The organism is Acidovorax delafieldii (genome assembly GCF_007993815.1).
GTDB classification, from domain to species: domain Bacteria; phylum Pseudomonadota; class Gammaproteobacteria; order Burkholderiales; family Burkholderiaceae_C; genus Acidovorax; species Acidovorax delafieldii.
The window spans coordinates 139,281-163,071 of record NZ_VJWE01000001.1 but is presented as its reverse complement, the minus strand read 5'-3'; the positions used below and the strand labels follow the sequence as shown (position 1 = coordinate 163,071).

Sequence of the window (23,791 nt, the reverse complement as noted above, 5' to 3'; positions counted from 1 at the left end):
TACGGTGGCGAAAAAGCGAGTCACGATTCTAGGGGGAGCAGGGGTGCGGTCTGTTGACGATTGCGCATCACTGCAATGCCGGGCCCTTACCCTCTTTGGGGTGCCTATGTGTAGCGCGCCGGAGGGATTAGGGAGCTAGCTCTTATATAAGAGTTAGAATGTCGCGTTGCGGTGCAACATGCAGTGATCCTGCGTCTGTGCCCTCACTACCACTCCAATCCCCGATGGTTTCCCCCTCCTCCAAAGAAGTCTTCATCCAGGGCATCACCCATGACGGGAAAACCTTTCGTCCCAGCGACTGGGCCGAGCGGCTGGCCGGGGTGATGAGCAGCTTTCGACCCGGTGGAGCCCGGCCAGGCAGCCATCTGAGCTATTCGCCCTGGTGCATTCCCACCACGCTCAACGGCGTGAAATGTGTGGTCGTACACCGCGATCTGCAGGGGCACGAGCCCATGGCCTGGGACTTTGTGATCAATTTCGCCCGCGACAACAACCTGCAGGTGGCCGAGGCCTGCCTGCTGCCCGACCCGCCTCCTCCCGCCAAGCCCTGACCGGCCACGGCCTGACTCCCGGCGCTGCCTGCCGCCCGCGTCGGGCCCGAGGCGTCGCTGCGCAGGGGCATGCCCGCCCGGCAGCCAGCGGGCACTCCCCATCCACCCTTTGATGCGCTTCAGGCTGCTTGGCGCAGTTCTGAACCCCCAACGAAAAAACCGCCCGAAGGCGGTTTGTTCGTTTTTTGCTGGCAGCGCACCCGTTACAAACGGCGAACGGCAGGTGCCGTTCGGGCTGTTTGCCTGAAGTGGGTCAGGCGGCCGTTGCCAGGGCTTTCACCTTGGCAGACAGACGGCTCTTGTCGCGAGCAGCCTTGTTCTTGTGGAAGATGCCCTTGTCAGCCACGGTGTCCACCACGGCTTGCATCTTGGCGAACAGTTCGGTCGCCTTGGTCTTGTCGCCAGCCAGAACAGCCTTTTCGACGTTCTTGACAGCGGTACGGTATTTGGAACGCAGCGAGGTGTTTGCAGCGTTGATCTTGACGTCCTGACGGACGCGCTTGCGGCCCGACGCCAGGCGCGGGTTCTTCTTCTTGGGTTTTGCGGATGCCATTGTTTAGTTCCTTGGGTCTGTGGATGATGCCAGCAAAGCCCGCGATTATAGCCCAGAGCAGTTCCTGTATCCACCCCTGTGCCCGAACCGGCGGAATGCCATTGCCAGCGCACCGGTGGCGCCTGGCTCTGTCAGCGCAACATGTGCATCGCCCTTGACGGCTGAGGGGCACGGCTTCGAGCCCGCCTGTGCAGGCTTGGACGGGTTGAAAAACCTGCCGCCTGTGGCAGCTGTACCCAGGCGCGAAGCGGCGCAGGGGGAATACACTCCCCGCGGTGTCACTGTTCAAAGCCGCCTCCACCGTCTCCCTCTTGACCCTCGTCTCCCGCATCACCGGGCTGGTGCGCGAGTTGCTCATGGCCTCCGTGTTCGGGGTCAGTGCCATGACGGACGCCTTCAATGTGGCGTTCCGCATTCCCAACCTGTTCCGCCGGGTGCTTGGCGAGGGCGCTTTCAGCCAGGCTTTTGTGCCGGTGCTGGCTGCCACCCGGGCCGAGGACGGCGACGAGGGCGCCCGGGTGCTGATCGACCACGTGGGCACCTTGCTGGCCTGGACGCTGGTGCTGCTGTGCATCGCGGGCGTGCTGGGTGCGCCCTGGATGGTGTGGGCCATGGCCAGTGGGCTTCAGCCCCAGGGGTTTGACGCCGCAGTCACGATGACCCGCTGGATGTTCCCCTACATCGGCTTCATGTCGCTGGTGGCGCTGGCGGGGGGCATTCTCAACACATGGAAGAAGTTTGCGGTGCCTGCAGCCTCGCCGGTGTTGCTCAACATTGCGCTCATCCTGTCCATCACGCTGGGCGCGCCCTTGTTCAAGCGCCATGGCATCGAGCCCATCTATGCGCAGGCGGCGGGCGTGATGCTGGGTGGTCTGCTGCAACTGGGCATCCAGGTGCCTGCGCTGCTGCGCCTGGGGCTGCTGCCCCGCATTGGCGTGCGCTGGTCCGCCATCCGCGCTGCGTGGGCGGACCCGACCACCCGCAAGGTGGCGCACCTGATGCTGCCCGCCTTGCTGGGAGTGAGCGTGGCGCAGGTCTCGCTGCTCATCAACACGCAGATTGCCTCGCACCTGGCCACCGGCAGCGTGAGTTGGATCACCTATGCCGACCGCCTGATGGAGCTGCCCACCGCGCTGCTGGGCGTGGCGCTGGGCGTGGTGCTGATGCCGCAGCTGGCCAGTGCCCGCGCCAAGCAGGATGACGAACGCTATTCGGCCATGCTCGACTGGGGGCTGCGGCTGGTGGTGGTGCTGTCGGTGCCCTGCATGGTGGCGCTGCTGGTGTTTGCCAAGCCCCTGGTGGCCGTGCTCTACCACTACGGCGCCTTTGCCGACCGGGACGTGCAGCAGACCACGCTGGCCCTGGCGGGCTACGGGGTTGGCATTGTGGGCATCGTGGCCATCAAGGTGTTGGCGCCGGGCTACTTTGCCAAGCACGACATGCGCACGCCCATGCTGATTGCCGTGGCGGTGCTGGTGCTCACGCAGATGATGAACTTTGTGCTGGTGCCCTATTTGCAGCATGCGGCGCTGACGCTGTCGATTGGCGTGGGGGCGGTCATCAACGCTACCTGGCTGCTGGTGGGGCTGCTGCGGCGCGGCAGCTACCGGCCCTTGCCCGGATGGGGGCGGTTTGCCTTGCAGGTGGTGGCGGCCAGCGCCTTGCTGGCAGTGCTGCTGGCGTGGGGTGCCCAGCATTTCGACTGGGTGGAAATGAAGGCGCAGCGCCTGCAGCGCATCGGCCTGCTGGCCGCGATGATGGCTGCAGCCGCAGTGCTGTACTTTGGCGCCCTGTGGGCGGCCGGCCTGAAGCTGCGCCAGCTGCTGCGCCGCTGAATATCTTCGGCAGGCCTGGACCCCGAAATACCCCGCAAAGCCCGCTCTTCTGTGGCTTGACGCCATGGCGACGGCCCCGTACAAAGCTGCCATGTCCTTGAGCCTTTCCGTGCCCACCTCGCTGGAGTACTTTGCATCGCTGGTGCAGAGCGACGACCACTTTCCGCTGCTCGAAGCCGCCGCCAGCCTCGCGCAGGATGAATACCCCGAGTTCGACGTGCAGCAACTGCTGGGCGATGTGGACCAGCTGCAGGCCCGTATCAAGCGCCGCCTGCCTGCCGACGCACCCGCGCTGCAGCGGCTGCGCACGCTCAACCAGTTCTTTTTTGCCGACCTGGGTTTTGGCGGCAACATCAACAACTACTACGACCCTGAGAACAGCTACCTCAACGCCGTGCTGCGCACGCGCCGGGGCATTCCCATCAGCCTGGCTGTGCTGTGGATGGAGCTGGCCCAGGGGCTGGGCTTGCATGCGCGGGGCATTGCGTTCCCGGGACACTTCATGGTCAAGGTGCTGCTGCCCAAGGGCCAGGTGGTGCTGGACCCGATCTCGGGCCAGTCGCTCAGCCGCGAGGAGCTGGCCGAGCGGCTGGAGCCCTACAAGCGCCGCAATGGTCTGGTGGACGATTACGACGTACCGCTCGGCCTGTATCTGCAGGCCGCCACACCGCGCGACATCATTGCGCGCATGCTGCGTAACCTCAAGGAGGTGCACCGCACCCAGCAGGACTGGCAACGGCTGGTCGCCGTGCTGGACCGGTTGATCGTGTTGTTGCCCGAGGCCTGGGGCGAGCGCCGCGACCGGGGGCTGGCGCACGCCGAGCGTGGCAACACAGCCGAGGCGGTGGCCGACCTGGAGGCCTATCTGGCCCACAGCGAAGACGGGCTGGATCTCGACCTCATCGCCGACCGGCTGAGCGCGCTGCGCAACGCCAACGGCTGATGTCCGGCGCCTGACTCAAAAATAGTTCTAGAACGGCGTGTTGTCTGCAGGCAGCGCTGCCTGCAGCTGCGCCACCTGGCGGCGCAGCTCGGTGTTCTCCGCCGTCAGTTCCACCACACGGATGCGCAGTGTGTGCAACTCGTCGCTGGCTGGAACGGAGTCCGTGGGGGTGTCTGCCGGGCTACCTTCTGCCGGAGCCTCCTCGCGCGGCTTGCGCTTGTTGAGTTCGCGCACGCGTTTGGCCGCCTGCTTGAGTTCATCCTTGCCGGCCACGGCCGCTGCCACCTGTTCCTCGGCGGGCAGGGTGGCGACGGCGGCTGCGGCGTTGATGGAGATAGTGCCGGACTTCACAGCGGCCACCAGCTCGGGGGCCGCCTGTTTCTGGATCTTTTCGATCATCACCACCTGGCTGCTGCTCAGCCGCGCAGCCTTGGCAATGGCCTCGCGGCTGCTCAAAGGGTCCGGGGCGGGCAGGGTGGCTGCGGCTTCAGGCACGTCAGCCGCGGGGGTGGCTTCGGCGGTCTCTGTGGAGGTGGCTGCGCGGGCCTTGCGCTCGGCCATGATCTCGCGCTTGCGCAGCGCCAGCACGCCGCGCTGGAAATCCGACACGCTACGGCGGCCCAGGTGCTGGTCGATCATCCACAGGTGCACGTCTTCCATCGACTGAAAGCGCGGGTTCTGCACGGTCTGGAACGGCAGGCCATGTTTTTGGCAGATGCCGTAGCGGTTGTGCCCGTCCACCAGCACATCGCCCCACAGCACCAGTGCGTCGCGGCAGCCTTCGGTGAGGATGCTGCGTTCCAGCGCGTCGTGTTCGTCGGGGGTCAAGGGTTCGATGTAGGCTTTGAGTTCTTCGTTGACGACGATGTTCATGGTGGCAGGGGGTCCGGGGAGCTGGGCAAGGGGCGGCATTGTAGTGGGGCTTGCCACCGGGCATGTCGGGCGATCACACCTGCCGCACGGTCCCACCTACTGATCGCGCGTGCCTCGCAGGGCCAGCCAGCCCGCAACCGCCGTGAAAGCCGCCACCACGGCCACGATGATCCAGAAGCCGTGGCCGTTGTCGGCCAGCGGCACCCCGCCCACGTTCATCCCAAACAGGCCGGCCAGAATGTTGATGGGCAAGGCCAGCACGGTCACCACTGTCAGCACAAACAGGCTGCGGCTGTTGGCCTCCTGCACGCTGGCGGCGATTTCTTCCTGCAGCAGTTTGATGCGCTCCTGCAGGCCCTGCATGTCGCGCAGCACCACCGAAAACTCCTCGGTCGAATCGCGCAGCTCCTGTGCATCGTCGGCGCCCATCCACGCGGGCGGGTGCTGCAGGAGGCGAAACAGTGCCGCAGGCTCGGGCGCCAGCAGCCGCTGCAGGCGCACCAGCAAGCGTCGCAGCACACCCAGCCGCGCGCGCTTGTGGTCCAGGCGCCCGGCCAGCAGTGCGTCTTCTACATCGTCGATGCGTTGTGTCACGCCCCGCACGATGTCTACCAGGCCCGAGGCCTGGGTGCGCATCAGTTCGGCCAGCAGCGCCACGCTGGAGCAGGGGGCATTGCCGGTGCGCACGGCAGTGCGCAGCACGTCCACCGACCGCAGCGGGCGCGTGCGGCCAGTCACCATAAGGTGCGGCGCCACGCTGGTCCACAGGGTCGCAATGTCCGAAGGCTCGAACGCAAAATCAAAGTGTGCATCGTTGAGCACGGCAATTAGCGTGTCGTCGTCGCGCTCGATGCGGGTCGATACCGAGCGGTCCTTCAGCGCATCAAAAAAGGCTTCCGGCAGATGGGCGTGCCGCTCCATCCAGCGCACCGCCTGCGCGTGGCTCAGGTTGAAGTGCAGCCACAGAAACTGCCCTGACGGCGCGGCGCCTGCCTGAAGGTCGGCCAGCCATTGCGCGGCCTGGGCCGAATCCACCTCCTGCGGCGGGGTGTCGGTACCCAGCAGGTAGCCGCAGATCAGCCCGGCGGCATCTCCGCCGTAGTTCAGGCTGGCGTTGGGGGCGAGGGGATTTGACAAAGCGGCGGAGTGGTCTGCTGTCGGCACGGCCTCGCATGCTGGCCTCTGGGCATGACAGCGTTGTGACAGATCACACCAGTGTCATGGCGCTGTCACTGCAGCGGTCCACCATCGCGCATCTGATTTGCACTACCGCCGGATGCTTGCCCATGTTCTACAACAACGCCCTTGACACGCAGGAGCTGATGCAACGCATCGCCAACGACCTCATCGACAGCTACGACGAAGAGCTGGAACTGGAGATCGAAGACCGCGAGGTCGATGACATCGGCGCCCCCAGCCCTGGCGACAAGCTGGCGCGCCAGCAATACTTCAAGGACCTTTTCCGCCTGCAGGGCGAGCTGGTCAAGCTGCAGGATTGGGTGCAGCACAGCCGCCAGAAGGTGGTGATCCTGTTCGAGGGGCGCGATGCGGCGGGCAAGGGGGGCGTCATCAAGCGCATCACGCAGCGCCTGAACCCCCGTGTGGCCCGTGTGGCGGCACTGCCCGCACCCAACGACCGAGAGCGCACGCAGTGGTACTTTCAGCGCTATGTAGCGCACCTGCCTGCGGCGGGCGAGATGGTGCTGTTTGACCGCAGCTGGTACAACCGCGCGGGCGTCGAGCGGGTGATGGGCTTTTGCACCGACGACGAATACGAAGAGTTCTTCCGCACCGTGCCCGAGTTTGAAAAGATGCTGGTGCGTTCGGGCATCACGCTGGTCAAATACTGGTTCTCCATCACCGATGAAGAGCAGCACCTGCGCTTTCTGGGCCGTATTCACGACCCGCTCAAGCAGTGGAAGCTCAGCCCCATGGATCTGGAAAGCCGCGTGCGCTGGGAGGCCTACACCAAGGCCAAGGAAACGATGCTGGAGCGCACCCACATCACCGAAGCACCCTGGTGGGTGGTGCAGGCGGTAGACAAGAAAAAGGCGCGCCTGAACTGCATTGCGCACCTGCTGTCTCAGCTGCCCTACCAGGAGGTGCCACACCCGCCCGTGGTGCTGCCCGACCGCGTGCGCAACCCCGAGTATTTGCGCCAGCCCGTGCCTGCCAGCATGTACGTGCCAGAGATCTACTAAGACATCTGACGCGCCCCCTGCGGGGCCGAGGGAGGCTACGCGTCCTTCAGCAGTGCAATGGTGGCGATCACATCCCGCACCTTGAAGGGCTTGATCAGCACCCGTCGCACCTGCAGGGCCTTCATTTTCACGGCGGTGGAGGCATCGACCTGCGTGGTGGTCACCGCCACCGGCACGCTGGCACTGACGGCCAGCGTGTCGTTGCGCACTTGCTCCAGCAGGGCGACGGCCTCCTGCTGGTGCTCGTCGATCGAGACGATCACACCCGCAAAGTCCTGGTGTGTCAGCCGCTGCTGGGCCATGCGCACGCTGTTCACCTGCCGCACGGCGGGCAGGTTCAGCTGGCGGGCCGTGGAGACGATGATGCTGCCCGTCAGCGAGCTGGGTTCGATCAGCAAGATGTCCTGGGGGCTGTGATCGCTCATGGGGCGGAGGCTCCCTGCTCGCGGCGCACCAGTTCTTCCACTGCCAGGTCGCGCAGGGAACCGAGGATGGCCAGGTCGATGGCGTCCAGTGTGCGGGGTTTGCTGTCCAGCAGGCACAGGGTGCCCACGTTGTGCCCATTGGGCAGCTTGAGCGGCGCGCCTGCATAAAACTGGATGTAGGGCTCCCCCGTGACCAGCGGGTTGCCGATGAAGCGCTCGTCCTGGTTCACATCAGGCACGACCATGATGTCGTCCTGCAGGATGGCGTGGCCGCAGAACGAGATGCCTCGCGACGTCTCGCACTGGTCCATACCCACCCGCGACTTGAACCACTGGCGGTCGTCATCGATCAGCGAGAGCAGCGCCGTGGGCACATCGAACTCCTGCGCGGCAAAGGCCGTCAGGCGGTCAAACCGCTCTTCGGGCGGCGTGTCCAGAATCAGCAGCTGGCGTAGCGCCTGCAGGCGGTCGGGCTCGTTGGCAGGGCGGGGTGGTTCTTGCATGGAGGCAACCCAGGCGGGCGGTGCGGCAAAGGGCCTGATTATCAGCCGGTGCCGGGTGGTTTGCACGGTATGGCACGGCCTGGCCCACCTCCCTCAGTGGCTGCGCGCACTGCCTTGCGACGGGGTGCCGCCACGCCCGAACTGGTGCCAGGCCCGGCGCAGCTGCGTGTCGGAGCTGAACCCCGCCATCAGCGCCGCCTGCGTCACGTTCTGGCCGGACCGCAGCGCGGCCTCGGCCGTGGCCAGGCGGATGCGGCGCAGGTATTGCAGCGGGGCGATGCCCGCATGTTCGAGAAACAGCCGCGTCAGATGCCGGGGTGAGGTGTGGGCCACCTCGGCCATTTGCGGCACGCTCCAGTCGGCCTGGGGCTGTTGGCCCACGGCGTCCTGCACGCGGTGCAGGGCCGGGTGCAGGTGGTTGCGGTGGTGCAGAAAGGGCGAGAACTCGGGGTCGTTGGGCCCCCGGCGCAGGGCCACCACCATGGCCTGTGCCACCTGCGCGGCCAGCGCGGGGCCGCAGGTGTCGGAGATGCGGTGCAGCAGCAGGTCGATGCCCGTTGTCACGCCCGCGCTGCTGTACACGGCGCCGTCGGCCACAAACACGCGGTTGGCCACCACGTCGCAGCGCGGGTCCACGGCGGCCAGCTCGTCCAGATGCTGGTGGTGGGTGGTGGCGCGGCGCCCCGTCAGCAGGCCGGCATGGGCGGCCAGCACCGAGCCCGCGCACACGGTGATCAGCTCCAGCTGCCCCGCCACGGGCCGCAGCCCGCGCAGCCAGTGCAGCAGCGCGCGGGCCTCGTCACCATCCACCGCGATGTGTTGCCCGGCCAGACCCACCAGCACCACCCAGGCGGGGCTGGGCAGGGTGGCAGGCAGCGGCTCCAGCTGGGTCAGCACGGCACCTACCGACGAGACAGACTCGGGCGTGGGGCTCACAAAGTGCTGCACAAATCGCTCGGGCTGGCCTTGCTTGGCCAGGGTCTGATTGGCGATGCGCAGCGCTTCGGCCGGGCCCGCCCAGTCCAGCACCAGGCTGCCCGGCAGCAGGGCGAAATAGACGTGGATGGGGGACGAGGCCGGGTTCTGCATCGATGGCTTTGGGTCAGGCTAAAAGCGTGTCATGGCTGGGGGTTCCAGGGCGTGTCCATCTGGCGGGCCGTGCGCTCGGACAGCGCCGCGCCCAGCAGCCGGGTGACCAGGTGCAGGCTCATGTCGATGCCGGCGCTGATGCCGGCCGAGGTCACCAGCGCGCCCCGGTCCACCCAGCGCACATTCTCCCGCACGTCGAGCGCGGGGTACTGCGTGCGCAGGTCGGCGGTGTCCTCCCAGTGGGTGGTGGCCGGGCCTTCGGTCAGCACACCGGCTGCGGCCAGAATGAAGGCCCCTGTGCACACCGAGGCCGTGATCTGCGCACGGCCTGCCGCCTGGGCGACCCAGGCGCGGGTGGCAGGGCAGGCCGCAGCGGCATCGACCACGCCGCCGGGCACGATCAGCACATCGGGTGCGGTGGCGCTGGCAAAGTCCGCATCGGGCAACACGCGCAAACCCGCCCGGGCGCGCACCGGGTCCAGGCTGCGGGCCACGCACTGCACCACAAACGGTGCAGGCGCGCCGGGATGTTGCCGCTGGTGCATGCGGCTGGCGGTGGTGAAGACCTCATAGGGCCCGCCCAGGTCCAGGGCCTCCACGTCGTCGAACACCAGGATGGCGACCTGCAATGGCTGGGCGCTCACTGTTGTACCTTCGGCTTCGCCTGCGGTGCGAGCTTGCTTGGGGCGGCCCGGCGCGGCGCTCATGCGGCCGCCCGGTCCAGCGCCTGTTGCACGGTGCACAAGGTCGCAAATCGGCCTTGCAGCACGGTGGCGGTGCGGGTCTTGATGTCGGCCGCCGCCAGCACCTGGCCGTCGGGCTGGACCATGTCCCAGGTCAGCGTGGCATCGGTCACGTAGTCCACGTCCCAGCCCAGGTCGGATGCGTGGCGGGTGGTGGTTTCGCAGCACTGTTCGGTGCGGATGCCGCTCACGATCAGGCGCTGGATGCCATGGCGTGTCAGCCACACATCGAGGCCCGTGCCCACCAGCGCGCTGTGGCGCGACTTGGTGAAGGTGGCTGCTGCGTCGAAGGTGGCCAAGCCTTTCAGCGGCCGCACCTGGCCCGAGGCCCGCGAAAACGGGTTCTCGGCGACTTCGGGGCCGTCGCTGTGGAACACGCGCACCACCGGGATACCCTGGGCGACACACCCGTCGATCAGCGCGTTCTGCGCTCGCAGGTAGGCAGGCAGGTCGTGTTCGGTGAAAAAGGGGCGGTGGCGGAACGATTCCTGGACATCAATCACTATCAGACAGGTTTTCATGGTGTGCTCACAGAGGCAGTGGTTTGGATGTGCTTATGTTCACTGCACGACGGCCGACGGTCCGCACTGACGGAGACAAGATTCGATCAATTTCAGCCATCATTCTGTGGCGAATGACAGGCCTGGCTGGCGCCCCAGGCCATTTCAGGTGCTGCGCTGGCCCTGTGAAGCGGGTTTTGGAGCCATATCAGCGTTATGCGCCGGTACATATTGCCTTTCAAGCTATCAAAGACATAGCACTATCCGAGCGATGCGGGAAGCTGTTAAGGTGGCTAGGGTTTTCCCTGATTCTTGAACATCGACCGCCAGACCCCCTGCCCGCCTATGCCCCGCCGCTCCCGCCTGTTCTCGCTGTCGTCCCTGACGCGGGCCTACCAGCGCAATCTCAAGGCCTTCGCGCGGGCTGCGCGGGCCAGCACCCGGCCGGTGCGGGCCAAGGCAGCATCGAAACTGCGGACAGCGCCGCGCAAGGCGGCGGTTGCCAAGATGCCCTCCACGGCCCGCACACCGCGCCCCGCAGGCAAGCCGGTGCCGTCGCGGGGCGAGTGGATGTCTGGCGTGGCCCCCGGCCCGGCGGGGGCGCGGCGGTTTCATGCCTATGTGCCTGCCGGGCTGGCCCTGCGCCCGGGCGAAAAGCTGCCGCTGCTGGTCATGCTGCACGGCTGCGGCCAGACGGGGCGGGACATTGCCGCCGTGTCGCGCATGAACCGGCTGGCGGCGCGCCATCGGTTTGTGGTGCTGTACCCCGAGCAGGAGCGCATGGCCAACGCCCACGGCTGCTGGAACTGGTTTGAACGCCGCAATGGCCGGGCCGACGCCGAAGCCGCCACGCTGCTGGCCGCCGTGGACAAGGTGGCGCGCCGCCTGCCGGTGGACCTGGCGCGGGTGGCGGTGGCCGGGTTGTCGGCAGGCGCCAGCATGGCGGTGCTGATGGCGGCGCTTTACCCCCACCGGTTCTGCGCGGTGGCCATGCATTCCGGTGTGGCGCCCGGCACGGCCGAATCCGCCGCCACGGCCCTGGCAGCCATGCATGGCCGCCGCGAGGCCCATCTGCCGGACCCTCCTGCGGTTGCCGCTGCGGTCACACCGACGGACGCTACCGTGCTGCCCGTCAGCGCCCCAGCGGCCTTGCCACCGCTGCTGATCGTGCATGGCGATGCCGATGGTGTGGTGTCGGTGCGCAACGCGGCGGCGACCGCCTTGTTGTGGGCCGGTGCGTTGGGGGCGCGGGCGGGTGCCATCCGCACCTTGCAGAGGGGCCAGCGATACCCCATGCGGGTGACCGAATTCAAGGCCCGAGGCCGTACCGTGGTGGCGCTGCGCGAGGTGGTCGGGCTGGCCCATGCCTGGAGCGGCGGCGCCGCGCAGTTGCCCTACAGCGACCCGGCCGGGCCCGATGCGTCGGCGCTCATCTGGGCCTTTGTGGCCCGTCAATTCGCAAAATAATCGAGAAAATGGCCGCAAGCGCCAGTGCTGATTGTGCTTGCTGCTATCAAAAAGTGACTCTTGCGGGTGGCTTCAGGGTGCCCGCAGGCCACTGCCCGGCTGCGGTCACACCAGCCGAGCGGCCACCAGTTCCTTCTTGAGGTAGGCGTAGAACAGCGGCGCCGCCACCAGCCCCGCAGGGCCAAACACGGCCTCGGCCACGAACATCACGCTCAGAAGCTCCCACACGCCCATCTGGGTGCGGCGGCCCACCACCTTGGCGTTGATCACATATTCGGCCTTGTGGATCAGGATCAAAAACCCCAGACAGGCGGCGGCCGCGAGCGGCGACACCGACAGCCCCACGATGGTGATCACCACGTTGCACACCAGGTTACCCACGATGGGCACAAGCCCGGCCACGAAGGTGAAGGTGATCAGCACCGGCGTGTAAGGCAGCTGCAGCCCCCACACCGGCAGCACGAACAGCAGGAACAGGGCGGTGAGCAGGGTGTTGAACGCCGCGATCCAGAACTGCGCCGCCACGATCTGGCGGAACGCCTCGCCAAACAGCGTGATGCGCAGCTTGAGCTGCTGGGCCAGCGGGCCGCGCGCCAGCACTGGCGGGCGCACGGCGGCGAGCGCGCCGATGAGCAGGCCCACATAGGCAAACAGCACCCCGGCGAGCCAGGCCCGCCCCGCCATGGCCAGCGCACCGGCCTTGGCGCCCAGATAGCTGGCAATGATGCGCTGGATGTCGGCCACGCCCTCGGGCAGGTGGGAGGCCATGTCGGCGGGCAGCTTCAGGCGCAGCTCCAGCACCGTGCGGGCCATGTAGGTGAGCAGTTCCTGGTACTGCTGCGGTGCGCTGACCAGGTAGCCACGCGAATGGGTCAGGCCCAGCGCCAGCAGCGCCAGGGGCAGCAGCATCACCAGACCAGCGGCCGTGACCTGGGCCACGCGCAGGCTGGTGGGGGATGGGGCGGCTTGGCGCTGGATCCGGCCCAGCCCCGCTGCAAACCAGCCCGTGAGCGCCCGGGTGAGCAAAAAGCCCAGGCACACACACAACAGGCCGGGCAGCAGGCCACGCCACATCACCACCAGCAGCGCAGCGGCCACCAGCAGATAGCTGGCCACCACGATGCCCTGGTTCAGGGCGCGCGGCGGCAGGGTGGTGGGCGTGGGCTCAGGTTGCGCTGAGGAGGGTGGAGCGGGGCGCTGCGCCATGCGCGGTGAGGGGGCGGTGTTGCTGGCCGGGTATCAGGCCACCACCACGGCGGCGCCTTCGCCACGCGCTGCGATCGTGCCAATCGCGTAGACCTGTTCACCGGCAGCTCGCAGCGTGGCGGCCGTGGCTTCGGCGTTGGCCGCATCCACCACCACCACCATGCCGATGCCGTTGTTGAAGGTGCGGTTCATCTCGATGTCGTCGATGCCCGCCGTCTTCTGCAGCCAGGCGAACAGCTCGGTCTGGGGCCAGCTGCCCTTCTTCAGGTGCGCGGCGGTGCCGTCGGGCAGCACGCGGGGGATGTTCTCCAGCAAACCACCGCCGGTGATGTGGGCCAGGGCCTTGATGGGGTGAGCGGCCAGCGCGGCCAGCACGTTCTTCACGTACAGGCGGGTGGGCTCCATGATGGCCTGCTTGAAGGGCTTGCCGTCCAGCGTGGCGGGCACGGTGCCCTGGCTTTCAGCGCGGTCAATGCACTTGCGCACCAGCGAGAAGCCATTGGAGTGCACGCCGTGGCTGGCCAGGCCCAGCACCACGTCGCCAGGGGCCACGTCCTTGCCGGTCAGGATCTTGGACTTTTCGACCGCGCCCACGGCAAAGCCGGCCAGGTCGTATTCGCCCGCCGGGTACATGCCGGGCATTTCGGCCGTTTCGCCGCCGATCAGCGCACAACCGGAGAGTTCGCAGCCCTTGGCGATGCCGCCGACCACGGCCGCAGCCGTGTCCACGTCGAGCTTGCCGCAGGCAAAGTAGTCCAGGAAGAACAGGGGCTCGGCGCCCTGCACCAGCACGTCGTTCACGCTCATGGCCACCAGGTCGATGCCAACGGTGTCGTGCATGTTCCATTCAAACGCCAGCTTGAGCTTGGTGCCCACGCCATCGGTGCCAGAGACCAGCACGGGCTCCTTGTAGCGCTTGGGCACTTCAAACAGCGCGCCAAAGCCGCCGATGCCCGCCAGCACGCCTTCGCGCATGGTCTTCTTGGCCAGCGGCTTGATGCGCTCGACCAGGGCGTCGCCCGCGTCGATGTCAACGCCGGCGTCTTTGTAGGAGATGGGGGTGGAGGGGGCAGAAGAGCTCATGGGTGGTGTGGTGCTGGTAGGCCCGCCGGGCGGGCTGGAATCCGGGGATTTTAAGGGGCACGCCTCGGCGCCCCGGCGCAGAGCCTGTTCAAGGTCTTTTTGGTGATCGCATTGGAGTGCAATCGGGAGGAGTGGATGCGTCGGATGCGCCGCATGGGCTCATGCCCATGCAAGCAGCCGGGGCGTTCAATCGCCCGATTTCACTCCAACCCTTCGGGCAAGTGCCTTGCCGGGCGGTCTGCGGCGTTGCGGCGCTTGCCAATAGCATGGGCTATTGGCTGCACACCGCGCCTTGCATCCCATCCCGGCAAGGGACTTGTGCGACTCCAAAAAGACCTTGAACAGGCTCTTACCCCTGTGTGGCAGGGGGCTTTGGGGTGCGGCCATGCCGGGCAGATTGCACCAGTACACCGGCCAGAGCCAGCGTGGCAAACAGGATTCCGGCACCAAACGTGGCACTGGCGCCCAGCTGGTCCCACAGCAGGCCTGCCAGCCCGCTGGCCACCAGCAGTGCCACGCCGCTGACCAGGTTGAACATGCCAAACGCCGTGCCCCGCAGGTCGGCCGGTGCGGTGTCGGCCACCATGGTGGCCAGCAGCCCCTGCGTCATGGCCATGTGCAGGCCCCACAGCGCAATCCCCAGCCAGGCGGCGGCGCCCCGGTCGCTGAGGGCCAGCAGCGCATCGGCAGCGATCAGCGCCACCAGCCCCCAGGCCAGCAGCGTGGTGTGGCGGGTGCTGTCTGCCAGTTTGCCCAGCGGGTAGGCGCCCAGTGCAAACACCACGTTCATCAGCACCAGCACCAGGGGCGTCCAGGCCAGTGGCAGGCCACCCTGTTGCACGCGCAGCACCAAAAATGCCTCGCTGAAGCGTGCCAGCGTGAACACAGCGCCCAGCGCCACCACCCACCAGTAGGCGCCGCCCAGGCGGCGCAAGTTCTCGCGGCGGATGGGGTTGGTGCGCACGGCGCTGGCGGCGCGCTCGGGCTCGCGCACGCCCACCAGGAGCAGTGCCACGCACAGGGCGGCCGGAATCACGGCCACCCAGAACACGGCGCGGAAGTCATTGGCCCACAGCAGCATCAGCCCCATGGCCAGCAGTGGGCCCAAAAAGGCGCCCACGGTGTCCAGGGACTGCCGCAGCCCGAATGCCGCGCCCCGCATGCCGGGCGGTGCAAGGTCGGCCACCAGCGCGTCGCGCGGCGCGCCGCGTATGCCCTTGCCCACCCGGTCGAGCAGGCGCGCCGTGACCACCAGGCCCACGGTGGGAGCGATGGCAAACAGGGGTTTGGACAGTGCACCGAGCCCATAGCCCAGCACCGCCAGCGGCTTGCGCCGCCCCCACCAGTCGCTCAACACCCCCGAAAACACCTTGAGCATCAAAGCCGTGGCCTCGGCTGCCCCTTCAATGAGGCCCACCGTGAGCATGCTCACGCCCAGCGTGGTGACCAGGAACACCGGCAGCAGGCTGTGGATCATCTCGGACGACACGTCCATCAGCAGGCTGACGAAGCCCAGCGCCCAGATGCTGGCGGGCAGGCGCTTTGCAGGGGAGGTGGGAGGTGTCATGGTGCAAGGCAGGGTACGGTGGTGCCGGGCGGCGGCCCAGGGGGCTGGCAGCAGACTAAAATCGCGGCCATTGTCGCCCAGCCCCTGCGAGGGAGCCGGTCGGTGACCACGCGCCGTATGCCACTTTGTCGCCGCGCCTGGCCGCAGTCATCGACGGCCCGGTGCCTTCCCACCCACTTGTGATGCCGCTGCTGACCCTCTTCCTGACCGCCGCTTCCGCACCTTCCGCCACGGTTCAGCCTGCACTGTGCGGGCGCCGCGCATGACGATGAAGCAACTGGCGCTGGACATCGGCCTGGCCACCGGGCCCACCCTCGACCGTTTTTTTGCCGGGCCCAACGAGGCCGCGCTGCAGCACCTGCGCCTGGCCGCCGGGGCGGGCAGCAGTGAAGCCACCCGCTCCCCGGTGCCCACCTACCTCTGGGGCGAGCCGGGCAGCGGCAAGACCCATTTGCTCCAGGCCGTGCGCCAGGCCCTGCGCGAGCAGGGCTCCAGCGTGGGCTGGCTCGACCCCTCGGTGGGCGAGCCGCCCGATTTTGATGAACGCTGGGCCGCCGTGGTCATGGACGACGTGCACCTGTACAGCACCGCCCAGCAGGCCACGGCCTTCAACTGGTTCGTCAATGCCATCAGCCCCGCCAGCGGTAGCCAGCGCTGGGTGCTGGCGGCTGGCGATCTGCCCCCCGCCGACCTGCCGCTGCGCGACGACCTGCGCAGCCGTCTGGGCTGGGGCCATGTGTTCCAGCTGCAACTGCTGGGCGAGGCCGAGCGCCGCGCCGTGCTGCGCCAGGAGGCCGATGCGCGCGGCGTGTTCCTGGGCGACGAAGTCATGGACTACATGCTCAACCGCTTTTCGCGCGACCTGGGCAGCCTGATGCAGCTGCTGGACCAGCTCGACGCCTTTGCCTTGCGCACCCAGCGTGCCATCACGATTCCGCTGCTCAAGACAATGCTCGAGTCGGAATAAAAAATGAGGGACAACCCCCTGAGCGGCTGCGCCGCTTCCCCCTTCTCTCGCTGTGCTGCGCACCGCGGGAAGGAGGACGCCGCCAGCGCGGCGGGGCGGCCCTTGCGCGGCGGCCGCTGGGTTTGGGCGGCGACAGTTTTTGCAACCGCTCGCGCAGCGCAACTTATTGAATGATTGAAATGCAAAGAAGCCGCCTTCGCTTGGCGCTGTTTGACCTGGACCACACGCTGCTGCCGCTCGACTCCGACTACGAGTGGGGCGAGTTCACCATCCGCATCGGCTGGAACGACCCGGTGGAGTTCGCGCGCCGCAACGACGAGTTCTATGCCCACTACCAGGCGGGAACGCTCGATGTACACGACTACGTGCGTTTCGCGACCGAGGCCGTGCGCCTGCGCGGGCCCGAGGCCGCAGCGGCGGCGCACCAGCAGTTCATGCGCGAGGTCATCACCCCCGCCATCCAGCCCCAGGCGCTCGACCTGATCCGCCAGCATCAGGCAGCGGGCGACGAGGTGGTGATCGTCACTGCCACCAACGAGTTCGTGACCACCCCCATCGCCCAGGCGCTGGGGGTGCCGCAGCTGCTGGCCGTGCAGCTGGTGCGCGACGCCAGCGGCTGGTACACCGGCGAGATTGACGGTATCCCGACCATGCGCGAAGGCAAGGTGCGCCGCATGGAACAATGGCTGGCCGAGCGGCAGCTCAGCTGGGCCGACGTGGAGAGCACCTTCTACAGCGACTCCATGAACGACGTGCCCCTGCTGGAGAAGGTGAACCACCCGGTCGCCACCAACCCCGACCCGCGCCTGCGCGCCCTGGCCCAGGAGCGCGGCTGGCGCATACTGGACCTGTTTGCCGAGCCTGCCAGCCAGACGGCCTCCTGACCCCCTGCGCTCGCAGTCCCCTGATATCTCCCTACCCATGATCAAGAAGTTCATCGACAAACTGCTGGGCAAATCGACGCCCGGGACCTCCGGCGGCAAGCCCCATTTCGGCAAGCGCGAAGAGGTGCCCGCCAGCGTGCACGGCATCAACCCCGAGCTGGTGGACCGCCGCGCCGCCGAGGTGGTGCAGACGCTCAAAGACGCCGGCTTCGAGGCCTACATCGTGGGTGGCGCTGTGCGCGACCTGTTGCTGGGCCTGCGTCCCAAGGACTTTGACGTGGCCACCAACGCCACGCCCGAGCAGGTCAAGGGCCTGTTTCGCCGCGCCTTCATCATCGGCAAGCGCTTTCGCATCGTGCATGTGGTGCACGGCCGGGGCCGCGAGCACGAGGTGATCGAGGTCTCCACCTTCCGCGCCTACCTCGACAATGCCGCAGCGGGTCAGGTGGCTGGCAACGAAAAGACCAGCAAGGCGCAGCTGTCGGGCATGCAGCATGCCGTGGACGCCAGCGGCCGCGTGCTGCGCGACAACGTCTGGGGCCCGCAGGACGAAGACGCGACGCGCCGCGACTTCACCGTGAACGCCATGTACTACGACCCGGTCAGCCAGATCGTGGTCGACTACCACAAGGGTTTGCAGGACGCGAAGAAGAAGACGCTGCGCATGATTGGCGACCCCGCCACGCGCTACCGCGAAGACCCGGTGCGCATCATCCGCGCCGTGCGTTTTGCGGCCAAGCTCAGCCCGCTGGGCTTCAGCATCGATGCCAAGTCGGCCGCGCCGCTGGTGCAGTCGCAGGCCCTGCTGGCCGAGGTGCCTCAAAGCCGCATGTTTGACGAAATGCTCAAGCTGCTGCAGACCGGGCACGCCATCGCCACCATCGAGCAGCTGCGCAAGCTGGGCATGTCCAAGGGCATCTACCCGCTGCTGGACGTGGCCGTGGAGCGCGCCGACACACCGTTTGTCAAAGCGGCCCTGGTGGACACCGACCGCCGCGTGAACGAAGGCAAGCCCGTGGCCCCCAGCTTCTTGCTGGCCTGCGTGCTGTGGGAAGACGTGCGCAATGGATGGCAGGAGCGCCTGAACCAGCGCCAACACCCGCTGCCCGCGCTGCAAGAGGCCATCGACGAGGTGTTCGACAAACGCATTGGCGACGTGTCGGGCCGCGGCAAGCTGGCCGCCGACATGCGTGAGATCTGGGTGATGCAGCCGCGTTTTGAAAAGCGCGTGGGCAACACGCCGTTCGGCATGGTCATGCAGCCGCGCTTTCGCGCCGGGTTCGACTTCATGCGCCTGCGCGCCGATGTGGGCGAAGTCGAGGAAGCCCTCGCCGAGTGGTGGCAAGACTTCCAGGCGGCGGACGATGAGCGCCGCGACGACCTGATGGACCAGGCCAAGGAAGAGCAGAAGGCCCGCCAGAAAGCGCAGCCTGTGGTCAAGCGTGTGCCTCGCAGTGCACCTGCTGCAGCACCACGTGCCCCTGGCACCGTTCAAGACACAGACCATGCGGGGGGCGAGACCGAATGGGCCACCGAAAGCGGCGCGCCCAAGAAGCGCCGCCGTCGTCGCCGCAAGCCCGGTGGTGGTGGCGGCGAAGGTGCAGCACCTGCTGCCGCTGGCGAGTGAGTTGGCCGGACGTGGGGGAGCAGGCTGAGCGGCCCTCTCGGGTCTATGTGGGCCTGGGGGCCAATCTGGGAGAGCGGCAAGCCGCCTTGCGCAAGGCTTTGGCGGCCATGGGTCAATTGCCCGGCACGCGGGTCCTGCGCGTGTCGCCGCTCTATGGCAGCGCACCGGTCGATGCCGGTGGCCCGGACTACCTCAACGCCGTGGCCGAGCTGACAACGACCCTGGCACCTGACGCCCTGCTGGGTGCCCTGCAAGCCATCGAGCTATCTGCCGGCCGCGAGCGCCCCTACCGCAACGCGCCGCGCACGCTGGACCTCGACATTCTGTGGTTTGGCGACCAGGTGATCGACACCCCCACACTCACCGTGCCCCACCCCCGCATGGCCGAGCGCGCGTTCGTGCTGCGCCCCCTGGCCGATCTGGTGCCTGGGCGGGTGGATGCGTCGGCGTTGCAGGCCGTAGCGTCTCAGGACATCCACCAGCTGGAAGGCCCGGCTTGGGTGGGCACTTTGTCGGGTGAATAATTTGCTCCTAAATTGGGAGCTTTTTGCGCTTTGTAGATAAGCGCCAGGGCCTGAAAAGGCTTAAAAATACTCCCGTCTGCATTGGCTTTGCGGGCGACAGATGAAACGGACGCGGTCCAACGCCAGTGCCGCCGTGGAACCGGCTCCGCCGGGCCTCGGGTGGCGTCTCTCTCGGAGGCTGGGAGGCCGCAGCCGCAAGCCTGCCCGCGCAGGCGTGGACGGCATCGAAGAGGTGCCGCCTCAGGCGGCAGCACCGAGCGGATTGCGTCTCAGAGAGTCAATCGACTTTTGCCCCGGACGCCTTCACCACTTGCTGGTACTTGGCACGCTCGCTGGCCATGAAGCTGTCGAACTGCTGCGGCGTGGTGGCCACGGGCTCCGCCAGCAATGCGGCAAAGCGGGTCTTCGTTTCGGGCGCGTTCAGTGCCGCCACAAAAGCCTTGTTCAGCTTGTCGATGATGGGCTTGGGCGTGGCGGCCGGCGCCACCAGGCCCCACCAGGTGTCGATGGAAAAACCCTTGAAAGTCGCGGACAGCGGTGGCACGCCTGGCAGCGAGGCCGAGGCGTCGAGCGAGGTCACGGCCAGCGCCTTGAGCTTGCCCGCGCGGATGTTGGGCGCTGCGGCGGCCAGATTGTCGATGTTGAAGTCCACCTCGCCCGCCAGCAGTGCCAGCTGGGCCGGGTTGGCGCCCCGGTAGGGGATGTGCAGCGCGTAGATGCCGGCGCGCTGCTTGAACATCTCGCCCGCCAGGTGGCCCGCGCTGCCGTTGCCGCCACTGCCGTAGTTGAGCTTGGCGGGGTTGGCCTTGGCGTAGGCGATGAGGTCGGTCACGGTGTGGATCTTGAGCTGCTCGGCCTTGGCGGCGTTCATGACCAGCACATTGGGCACGCGCACCATCTGCGTGATGCCGGCAAAGTCCTTGCCTGCGTCATAGGGCATGCGGGCATACAGCCAGGGGTTGACTGCGTGGGTGGCGGTGGCCGCGATGCCGATGGTCAGGCCATCGGGTGCAGCTTTGGCAATCGCGTCGGCGCCGATGTTGCCGCCCGCGCCGCCCTTGTTGTCGATGATGACCGTGCCCAGCGATTCGCGCACGCGCTCGGCCAGTGCGCGGGCCGTGACGTCGATGGGGCCGCCCGGGGCATACGGCACGATCAGGCGGATGGGCTGGCCGGCATCCTGAGCCCAGACGGCGGGGGACGAAAAAGCCGTTGCAGTGGCAGCGGCGGTGGCGAGGAGGATGAGGTTTCTGCGGTTCATGGGCGCCATTGTGCAAAAAAATCGTAAGAAAGCTTATGAAGCCCTGAGGGGGTGATGGTCAGGCGGGGACGTTCATGCCGTGCGAGGCGCGCTGAGCGCCACGCCCAGGTCTTCCACCAGCATGCCCAGTTCGTGCGACGAGCGGATGTCCAGCTTCAGGAAGATGGCGGACCGGTGCGTGTCCACGGTGCGCGGGTCGATGGGGCGCTCCGGGTCACGCTGCGCCAGCGCACGGGCCACTTCCTTGCTGCTGAGGCCCGTGCCCAGCAGTTGGGCCACCTCTTGCTGGCGTGGGCTCAGGGCGTTCCAGCGCTCGCGCAGCTGGTGCTGCCGTTGTGTCTGCCGTGCCTGCGTTTGCGACAGCGTGGAGGCCTTTTCGACAGCGGCCAGCAAGGTGGCTTCGTTGCACGGTTTTTCGAGCCAATCCACCGCCCCTTGTTTGACGGCTGCCACGGCGGAGGACAGCTCACCGTGGGCCGATAGGAACACGGTCTTGAGCGCGCTGTGGCGCTGGCCGAGTTCGTGGAATACCTGCAGCCCGCTCAAGCCTTCCATGCGCAGGTCCAGCAGCACGCAGCCGGGGTGGTCCAGTGCAGCCTGCGCCAGAAAGGCCTCGCCGCCGTCAAAGGCCCGCACCGTGTACCCGCGTGCGAGCAGCAGTGCGGCCAGCGATTGGCGCACGCCTTCGTCGTCGTCCACGATATAGACCACAGTGGGGTCCGGCGAGTCAGCGGCGATGGGGGCAGTGTCGTAGGTCATGGCGCGGTGGCATTCTCGGTGGCGGGGGGGCAGGGCAGGCGGATCTCGAAGACCGCGCCGCCGCCTTCTCGATTGCGGGCCTGTAATTGGCCCCCCATGCTTTCAATGATGGAGCGGCAGATGTTGAGACCCAGGCCGAGACCGTCGGAACGTGTGGTGAAGAAAGGCTCGAACAGGCGCTCGGCGATGCCGGGCGGCAGGCCTGGGCCCCGGTCCAGCACTTGCACCAGCGCTTGGCTATCGTCTGCGGCCATGCGCAGCCGCAATTCGTGCCCGCCGGGCGGGGGCTGGTGGGTCTGCATGGCCTGCAGGGCGTTCAGGCCCAGGTTGATCACCACCTGCTCCAGCAGCACGCGGTCTGCGTTCACCGGCAAAGGGGCGCCGGCCTGTTCCACACGCACAGGGATCCCCTGGCGGCGAGCCTCGGCGCGCAAGAGCAGCTCCAGCGACTGCTCCACGATGGCAGACAGATCGCAAGGCTCGCGGCTTTCAGGGTGCTGGCGCACCCAGCGGCGGATGCGGCCCACGATGTCGGCGGCCCGCAGCGCCTGGGCCGACAGGGCCTCCAGGCTGTCGTGGAGGGGGCCGGTCTTGCCCTGGGCGGCCAGCGCCCGTGCGGCAGCCGCATAGTTGACCAGGGCGGCCAGCGGCTGGTTCAGCTCGTGGGCCAGGGTGGATGCCATCTCGCCGACAGTGATCACGCGCTGCACCCGCTGCAGCTGGGTCTCGCGCTGCTGCTGCTGCTCTTCGGCCCGCTTCTGCGCGGTGATGTTGACCACCGAACTCATCCAGCCGATGTGCTGGCCGCTGCCGTCGATCAGGCGTGTGGTGTAGAACATTGTGTACACGTCCGACCCGTCACGGTGCCTCAGCCGGTTCTCCCGCCCCTGCGGAAACGCGTTGCCAGCCAGCACGGTGTCGCTGTCGTTCCAGTGGCGGTCCAGCTCGTCAGGGTGCCAGTACGGGTAGGGCGGCAGCTGGCCGATGAGTTCGTCGGCCTGGTAGCCCACCATATCGCACATGGCCGCGTTGACATAGACGATGCGCCCTTCGAGGTCGCGGGCGCGCATGCCCACCAGCAGCGAGTCCTCCATGGACTGGCGGAACGCCTGGGCCTGCTGCAGCGCGTGGGTACGCTCCTGCACGCGCTGCTCCAGTTCGATGCGGGCCAGCCGGTTTTCGGCGAGGCGCCGCTCGCGCAACTGCCAGTACAGCGCGCCCAGCACCAGCAGGCCCGACGCCAGCGTGGCCAGTGCCCAGGCCTGTTGCCGCGCCAGGGCCACCACGCGGCTGTCGGCAGTGACGGTGAGGGTCCAGCCCAGGTCGGGCAGCTTCTCTTCGAACGCCAGGTAGCTTTTGCCGCCAGCGCCGTCCAGGCGCAGTTCAGTACCGGGCGGGTCGTCTTGGGGGTGCAGGGTCCAGGGCACGGCGCGCGGGGTCCATCCTGTGCCGTACTGTTCGTTGTGCTGCAGCTGCTGCACGAGTGGGGTGGGCAAGGGCTGGCTGGCGCGGTAGAGCCAGCCGGGCACGGAGCCGAGAAAGACGATGCCCCGCTCGTCCGTCACGAACACTGGATCGCGCAGCTGGGCCCATGGGTCCGAGATGGGTTCCATGCGCACCTTGACCGCCACCACGCCGATCACGCGGCCCGCATCGACCACGGGGGCTGAGACAAACAGGCCGGGTTCGCCCGTGGTCTTGCCCACGCCATAAAAGCGGCCCGTCTGGCCCGCCAGGGCATCGCGAAAGTACGGCCTGTTGCCGTAGTTCTGGTGCACAAAGCTGTTGGGGGTGTCCCAGTTGCTGGACGCGAGGGTGAGGCCCTGCGGGTCCATCACGTACAGCATGTCGGAGCCCGCATGCTGGTTCACCGCCTGCAGGTAGACATTGGCTGCGTCGCGTACGGCCTGCGATGAAGGTTGCTGCAATAACTGGCGCACCAGCGGGTGCTGCGCGGTGGTGAAGGGCAGGTAGTTGTAGCGCGTGGCCACGCCACGCAGCGCCAGGGCTTGCACCTCGCCCAGGCGGCGCAGGTTGTCCCACTGGGCGTCGCGTTCGCTCTGTTCTGCCCATTCGCCCGCGCCCCACACCAGCAGGGCCGCCAGGCACAGCAGCGTGGCAATGAAGCCTCCGCGCCGGACTTGATGCCAGCGGCGGGGCGCGCCCTGCGGGGCTGGCGGGGCGGGCGCTGCACGCACCATGGGTTGTGGTCCAGGTGTCTTTATCGGCC

23 protein-coding genes are annotated in these 23,791 nt (G+C 67.4%); 9 read left to right on the top strand and 14 right to left on the bottom strand.

The features are described 5' to 3' along the window. Window positions 1–224 precede the first annotated feature (224 nt). Window positions 225–551: a DUF3579 domain-containing protein gene (locus ATF69_RS00765; RefSeq protein WP_056066664.1), complete on the top strand. Its 327-nt coding sequence runs from the start codon at window positions 225–227 to the stop codon at window positions 549–551. A gap of 253 nt (window positions 552–804) precedes the next feature. On the opposite strand, the gene rpsT is transcribed toward ATF69_RS00765, so the two are convergent. Beyond that, window positions 805–1,104, bottom strand: coding sequence for a 30S ribosomal protein S20 (gene rpsT / locus ATF69_RS00760; protein WP_056066666.1), 300 nt, complete (start codon window positions 1,102–1,104; stop codon window positions 805–807). Between the two features lie 275 nt (window positions 1,105–1,379). On the opposite strand from rpsT, the gene murJ reads away from it, so the two are divergent. Together murJ and ATF69_RS00750 are read left to right on the top strand one after the other, a co-directional pair. Beyond that, window positions 1,380–2,939: a murein biosynthesis integral membrane protein MurJ gene (gene murJ, locus ATF69_RS00755; RefSeq protein ID WP_146869577.1), complete on the top strand. Its 1,560-nt coding sequence runs from the start codon at window positions 1,380–1,382 to the stop codon at window positions 2,937–2,939. A 91-nt stretch (window positions 2,940–3,030) separates the two neighbouring features. Next, complete coding sequence (locus ATF69_RS00750; RefSeq protein WP_056066673.1) at window positions 3,031–3,882, top strand: SirB1 family protein; 852 nt, start codon at window positions 3,031–3,033, stop codon at window positions 3,880–3,882. A gap of 27 nt (window positions 3,883–3,909) precedes the next feature. Here the strand turns inward: ATF69_RS00750 and ATF69_RS00745 are convergent, their stop codons facing one another. Next, entirely contained in the window at window positions 3,910–4,755 is an 846-nt protein-coding gene (locus tag ATF69_RS00745) for a ParB N-terminal domain-containing protein (RefSeq protein ID WP_146869576.1), read from the bottom strand. A 96-nt stretch (window positions 4,756–4,851) separates the two neighbouring features. Then, a complete protein-coding gene (locus ATF69_RS00740) occupies window positions 4,852–5,892 on the bottom strand; it encodes a transporter (RefSeq protein WP_108499127.1) in 1,041 nt (346 codons plus the stop codon). Window positions 5,893–6,041: 149 nt separating this feature from the next. Between ATF69_RS00740 and ppk2 the strand changes: the two genes are divergently transcribed. Next, complete coding sequence (ppk2, locus tag ATF69_RS00735; RefSeq protein WP_146869575.1) at window positions 6,042–6,956, top strand: polyphosphate kinase 2; 915 nt, start codon at window positions 6,042–6,044, stop codon at window positions 6,954–6,956. A gap of 35 nt (window positions 6,957–6,991) precedes the next feature. Here the strand turns inward: ppk2 and ATF69_RS00730 are convergent, their stop codons facing one another. From ATF69_RS00730 to ATF69_RS00710, 5 genes are all read right to left on the bottom strand, one after another. After that, the gene (locus tag ATF69_RS00730; protein ID WP_056066676.1) at window positions 6,992–7,381 is read right to left on the bottom strand and encodes a DNA-binding transcriptional response regulator; all 390 of its coding nucleotides are present in this window, start codon (window positions 7,379–7,381) and stop codon (window positions 6,992–6,994) included. Continuing rightward, entirely contained in the window at window positions 7,378–7,884 is a 507-nt protein-coding gene (locus ATF69_RS00725; RefSeq protein ID WP_056748308.1) for a GAF domain-containing protein, read from the bottom strand. Before ATF69_RS00725 ends, ATF69_RS00730 begins: the two co-directional genes overlap by 4 nt. Window positions 7,885–7,977: 93 nt before the next feature. Beyond that, entirely contained in the window at window positions 7,978–8,973 is a 996-nt protein-coding gene (locus tag ATF69_RS00720) for a GlxA family transcriptional regulator (protein ID WP_056748306.1), read from the bottom strand. 29 nt (window positions 8,974–9,002) lie between these two features. Further along, entirely contained in the window at window positions 9,003–9,617 is a 615-nt protein-coding gene (locus ATF69_RS00715; RefSeq protein ID WP_146869611.1) for a DJ-1/PfpI family protein, read from the bottom strand. Between the two features lie 59 nt (window positions 9,618–9,676). Next, window positions 9,677–10,237, bottom strand: a complete 561-nt coding sequence (locus tag ATF69_RS00710; protein WP_146869574.1) for a cysteine hydrolase family protein — start codon at window positions 10,235–10,237, stop codon at window positions 9,677–9,679. Between the two features lie 324 nt (window positions 10,238–10,561). Between ATF69_RS00710 and ATF69_RS00705 the strand changes: the two genes are divergently transcribed. Then, complete coding sequence (locus ATF69_RS00705) at window positions 10,562–11,683, top strand: extracellular catalytic domain type 1 short-chain-length polyhydroxyalkanoate depolymerase (protein WP_146869573.1); 1,122 nt, start codon at window positions 10,562–10,564, stop codon at window positions 11,681–11,683. 105 nt (window positions 11,684–11,788) lie between these two features. Here ATF69_RS00705 and ATF69_RS00700 read toward each other — a convergent pair whose 3' ends face one another. From ATF69_RS00700 to ATF69_RS00685, 3 genes are all read right to left on the bottom strand, one after another. Next, a complete protein-coding gene (locus ATF69_RS00700) occupies window positions 11,789–12,889 on the bottom strand; it encodes an AI-2E family transporter (RefSeq protein ID WP_208758675.1) in 1,101 nt (366 codons plus the stop codon). Between the two features lie 33 nt (window positions 12,890–12,922). Continuing rightward, complete coding sequence (gene purM / locus ATF69_RS00695; protein ID WP_056066695.1) at window positions 12,923–13,972, bottom strand: phosphoribosylformylglycinamidine cyclo-ligase; 1,050 nt, start codon at window positions 13,970–13,972, stop codon at window positions 12,923–12,925. 349 nt (window positions 13,973–14,321) lie between these two features. Beyond that, a complete protein-coding gene (locus tag ATF69_RS00685) occupies window positions 14,322–15,539 on the bottom strand; it encodes an MFS transporter (RefSeq protein ID WP_146869572.1) in 1,218 nt (405 codons plus the stop codon). 268 nt (window positions 15,540–15,807) lie between these two features. On the opposite strand from ATF69_RS00685, the gene hda reads away from it, so the two are divergent. The 4 genes from hda to folK all read left to right on the top strand — a co-directional run bounded on the left by hda (window position 15,808) and on the right by folK (window position 19,541). Next, complete coding sequence (gene hda, locus ATF69_RS00680) at window positions 15,808–16,506, top strand: DnaA regulatory inactivator Hda (RefSeq protein WP_056748298.1); 699 nt, start codon at window positions 15,808–15,810, stop codon at window positions 16,504–16,506. Window positions 16,507–16,685: 179 nt separating this feature from the next. Next, window positions 16,686–17,390 (top strand): histidinol-phosphatase, encoded by a 705-nt coding sequence (locus ATF69_RS00675; RefSeq protein WP_225581034.1) that lies wholly within the window; start codon window positions 16,686–16,688, stop codon window positions 17,388–17,390. A gap of 37 nt (window positions 17,391–17,427) precedes the next feature. Continuing rightward, a complete protein-coding gene (gene pcnB, locus ATF69_RS00670; protein ID WP_146869571.1) occupies window positions 17,428–19,017 on the top strand; it encodes a polynucleotide adenylyltransferase PcnB in 1,590 nt (529 codons plus the stop codon). After that, complete coding sequence (gene folK / locus ATF69_RS00665; RefSeq protein ID WP_244303619.1) at window positions 19,014–19,541, top strand: 2-amino-4-hydroxy-6-hydroxymethyldihydropteridine diphosphokinase; 528 nt, start codon at window positions 19,014–19,016, stop codon at window positions 19,539–19,541. Before pcnB ends, folK begins: the two co-directional genes overlap by 4 nt. Before the next feature lie 277 nt (window positions 19,542–19,818). On the opposite strand, the gene ATF69_RS00660 is transcribed toward folK, so the two are convergent. The 3 genes from ATF69_RS00660 to ATF69_RS00650 all read right to left on the bottom strand — a co-directional run bounded on the left by ATF69_RS00660 (window position 19,819) and on the right by ATF69_RS00650 (window position 23,762). Next, window positions 19,819–20,802, bottom strand: a complete 984-nt coding sequence (locus ATF69_RS00660) for a Bug family tripartite tricarboxylate transporter substrate binding protein (RefSeq protein WP_056748292.1) — start codon at window positions 20,800–20,802, stop codon at window positions 19,819–19,821. Between the two features lie 72 nt (window positions 20,803–20,874). Then, the gene (locus ATF69_RS00655) at window positions 20,875–21,561 is read right to left on the bottom strand and encodes a response regulator transcription factor (RefSeq protein WP_121942238.1); all 687 of its coding nucleotides are present in this window, start codon (window positions 21,559–21,561) and stop codon (window positions 20,875–20,877) included. After that, on the bottom strand, window positions 21,558–23,762 hold the full coding sequence (locus tag ATF69_RS00650; RefSeq protein ID WP_244303618.1) for an ATP-binding protein: 2,205 nt from the start codon (window positions 23,760–23,762) through the stop codon (window positions 21,558–21,560). The genes ATF69_RS00655 and ATF69_RS00650 overlap by 4 nt, the downstream gene beginning before the upstream one ends. Window positions 23,763–23,791: the final 29 nt, after the last annotated feature.

Bases quoted from the DNA above. Each gene is read 5' to 3' on its own strand.
- pcnB (WP_146869571.1), top strand. From the start codon at position 17,428: ATGATCAAGAAGTTCATCGACAAACTGCTGGGCAAATCGACGCCCGGG.
- ATF69_RS00705 (WP_146869573.1), top strand. From the start codon at position 10,562: ATGCCCCGCCGCTCCCGCCTGTTCTCGCTGTCGTCCCTGACGCGGGCC.
- ATF69_RS00750 (WP_056066673.1), top strand. From the start codon at position 3,031: ATGTCCTTGAGCCTTTCCGTGCCCACCTCGCTGGAGTACTTTGCATCG.
- ATF69_RS00725 (WP_056748308.1), bottom strand. From the start codon at position 7,884: ATGCAAGAACCACCCCGCCCTGCCAACGAGCCCGACCGCCTGCAGGCG.
- ATF69_RS00720 (WP_056748306.1), bottom strand. From the start codon at position 8,973: ATGCAGAACCCGGCCTCGTCCCCCATCCACGTCTATTTCGCCCTGCTG.
- ATF69_RS00655 (WP_121942238.1), bottom strand. From the start codon at position 21,561: ATGACCTACGACACTGCCCCCATCGCCGCTGACTCGCCGGACCCCACT.
- ATF69_RS00685 (WP_146869572.1), bottom strand. From the start codon at position 15,539: ATGACACCTCCCACCTCCCCTGCAAAGCGCCTGCCCGCCAGCATCTGG.
- rpsT (WP_056066666.1), bottom strand. From the start codon at position 1,104: ATGGCATCCGCAAAACCCAAGAAGAAGAACCCGCGCCTGGCGTCGGGC.
- purM (WP_056066695.1), bottom strand. From the start codon at position 13,972: ATGAGCTCTTCTGCCCCCTCCACCCCCATCTCCTACAAAGACGCCGGC.
- ppk2 (WP_146869575.1), top strand. From the start codon at position 6,042: ATGTTCTACAACAACGCCCTTGACACGCAGGAGCTGATGCAACGCATC.
- ATF69_RS00765 (WP_056066664.1), top strand. From the start codon at position 225: ATGGTTTCCCCCTCCTCCAAAGAAGTCTTCATCCAGGGCATCACCCAT.
- ATF69_RS00700 (WP_208758675.1), bottom strand. From the start codon at position 12,889: ATGGCGCAGCGCCCCGCTCCACCCTCCTCAGCGCAACCTGAGCCCACG.
- ATF69_RS00730 (WP_056066676.1), bottom strand. From the start codon at position 7,381: ATGAGCGATCACAGCCCCCAGGACATCTTGCTGATCGAACCCAGCTCG.
- ATF69_RS00660 (WP_056748292.1), bottom strand. From the start codon at position 20,802: ATGAACCGCAGAAACCTCATCCTCCTCGCCACCGCCGCTGCCACTGCA.
- ATF69_RS00745 (WP_146869576.1), bottom strand. From the start codon at position 4,755: ATGAACATCGTCGTCAACGAAGAACTCAAAGCCTACATCGAACCCTTG.
- ATF69_RS00675 (WP_225581034.1), top strand. From the start codon at position 16,686: ATGCAAAGAAGCCGCCTTCGCTTGGCGCTGTTTGACCTGGACCACACG.
- hda (WP_056748298.1), top strand. From the start codon at position 15,808: ATGAAGCAACTGGCGCTGGACATCGGCCTGGCCACCGGGCCCACCCTC.
- ATF69_RS00710 (WP_146869574.1), bottom strand. From the start codon at position 10,237: ATGAAAACCTGTCTGATAGTGATTGATGTCCAGGAATCGTTCCGCCAC.
- ATF69_RS00650 (WP_244303618.1), bottom strand. From the start codon at position 23,762: ATGGTGCGTGCAGCGCCCGCCCCGCCAGCCCCGCAGGGCGCGCCCCGC.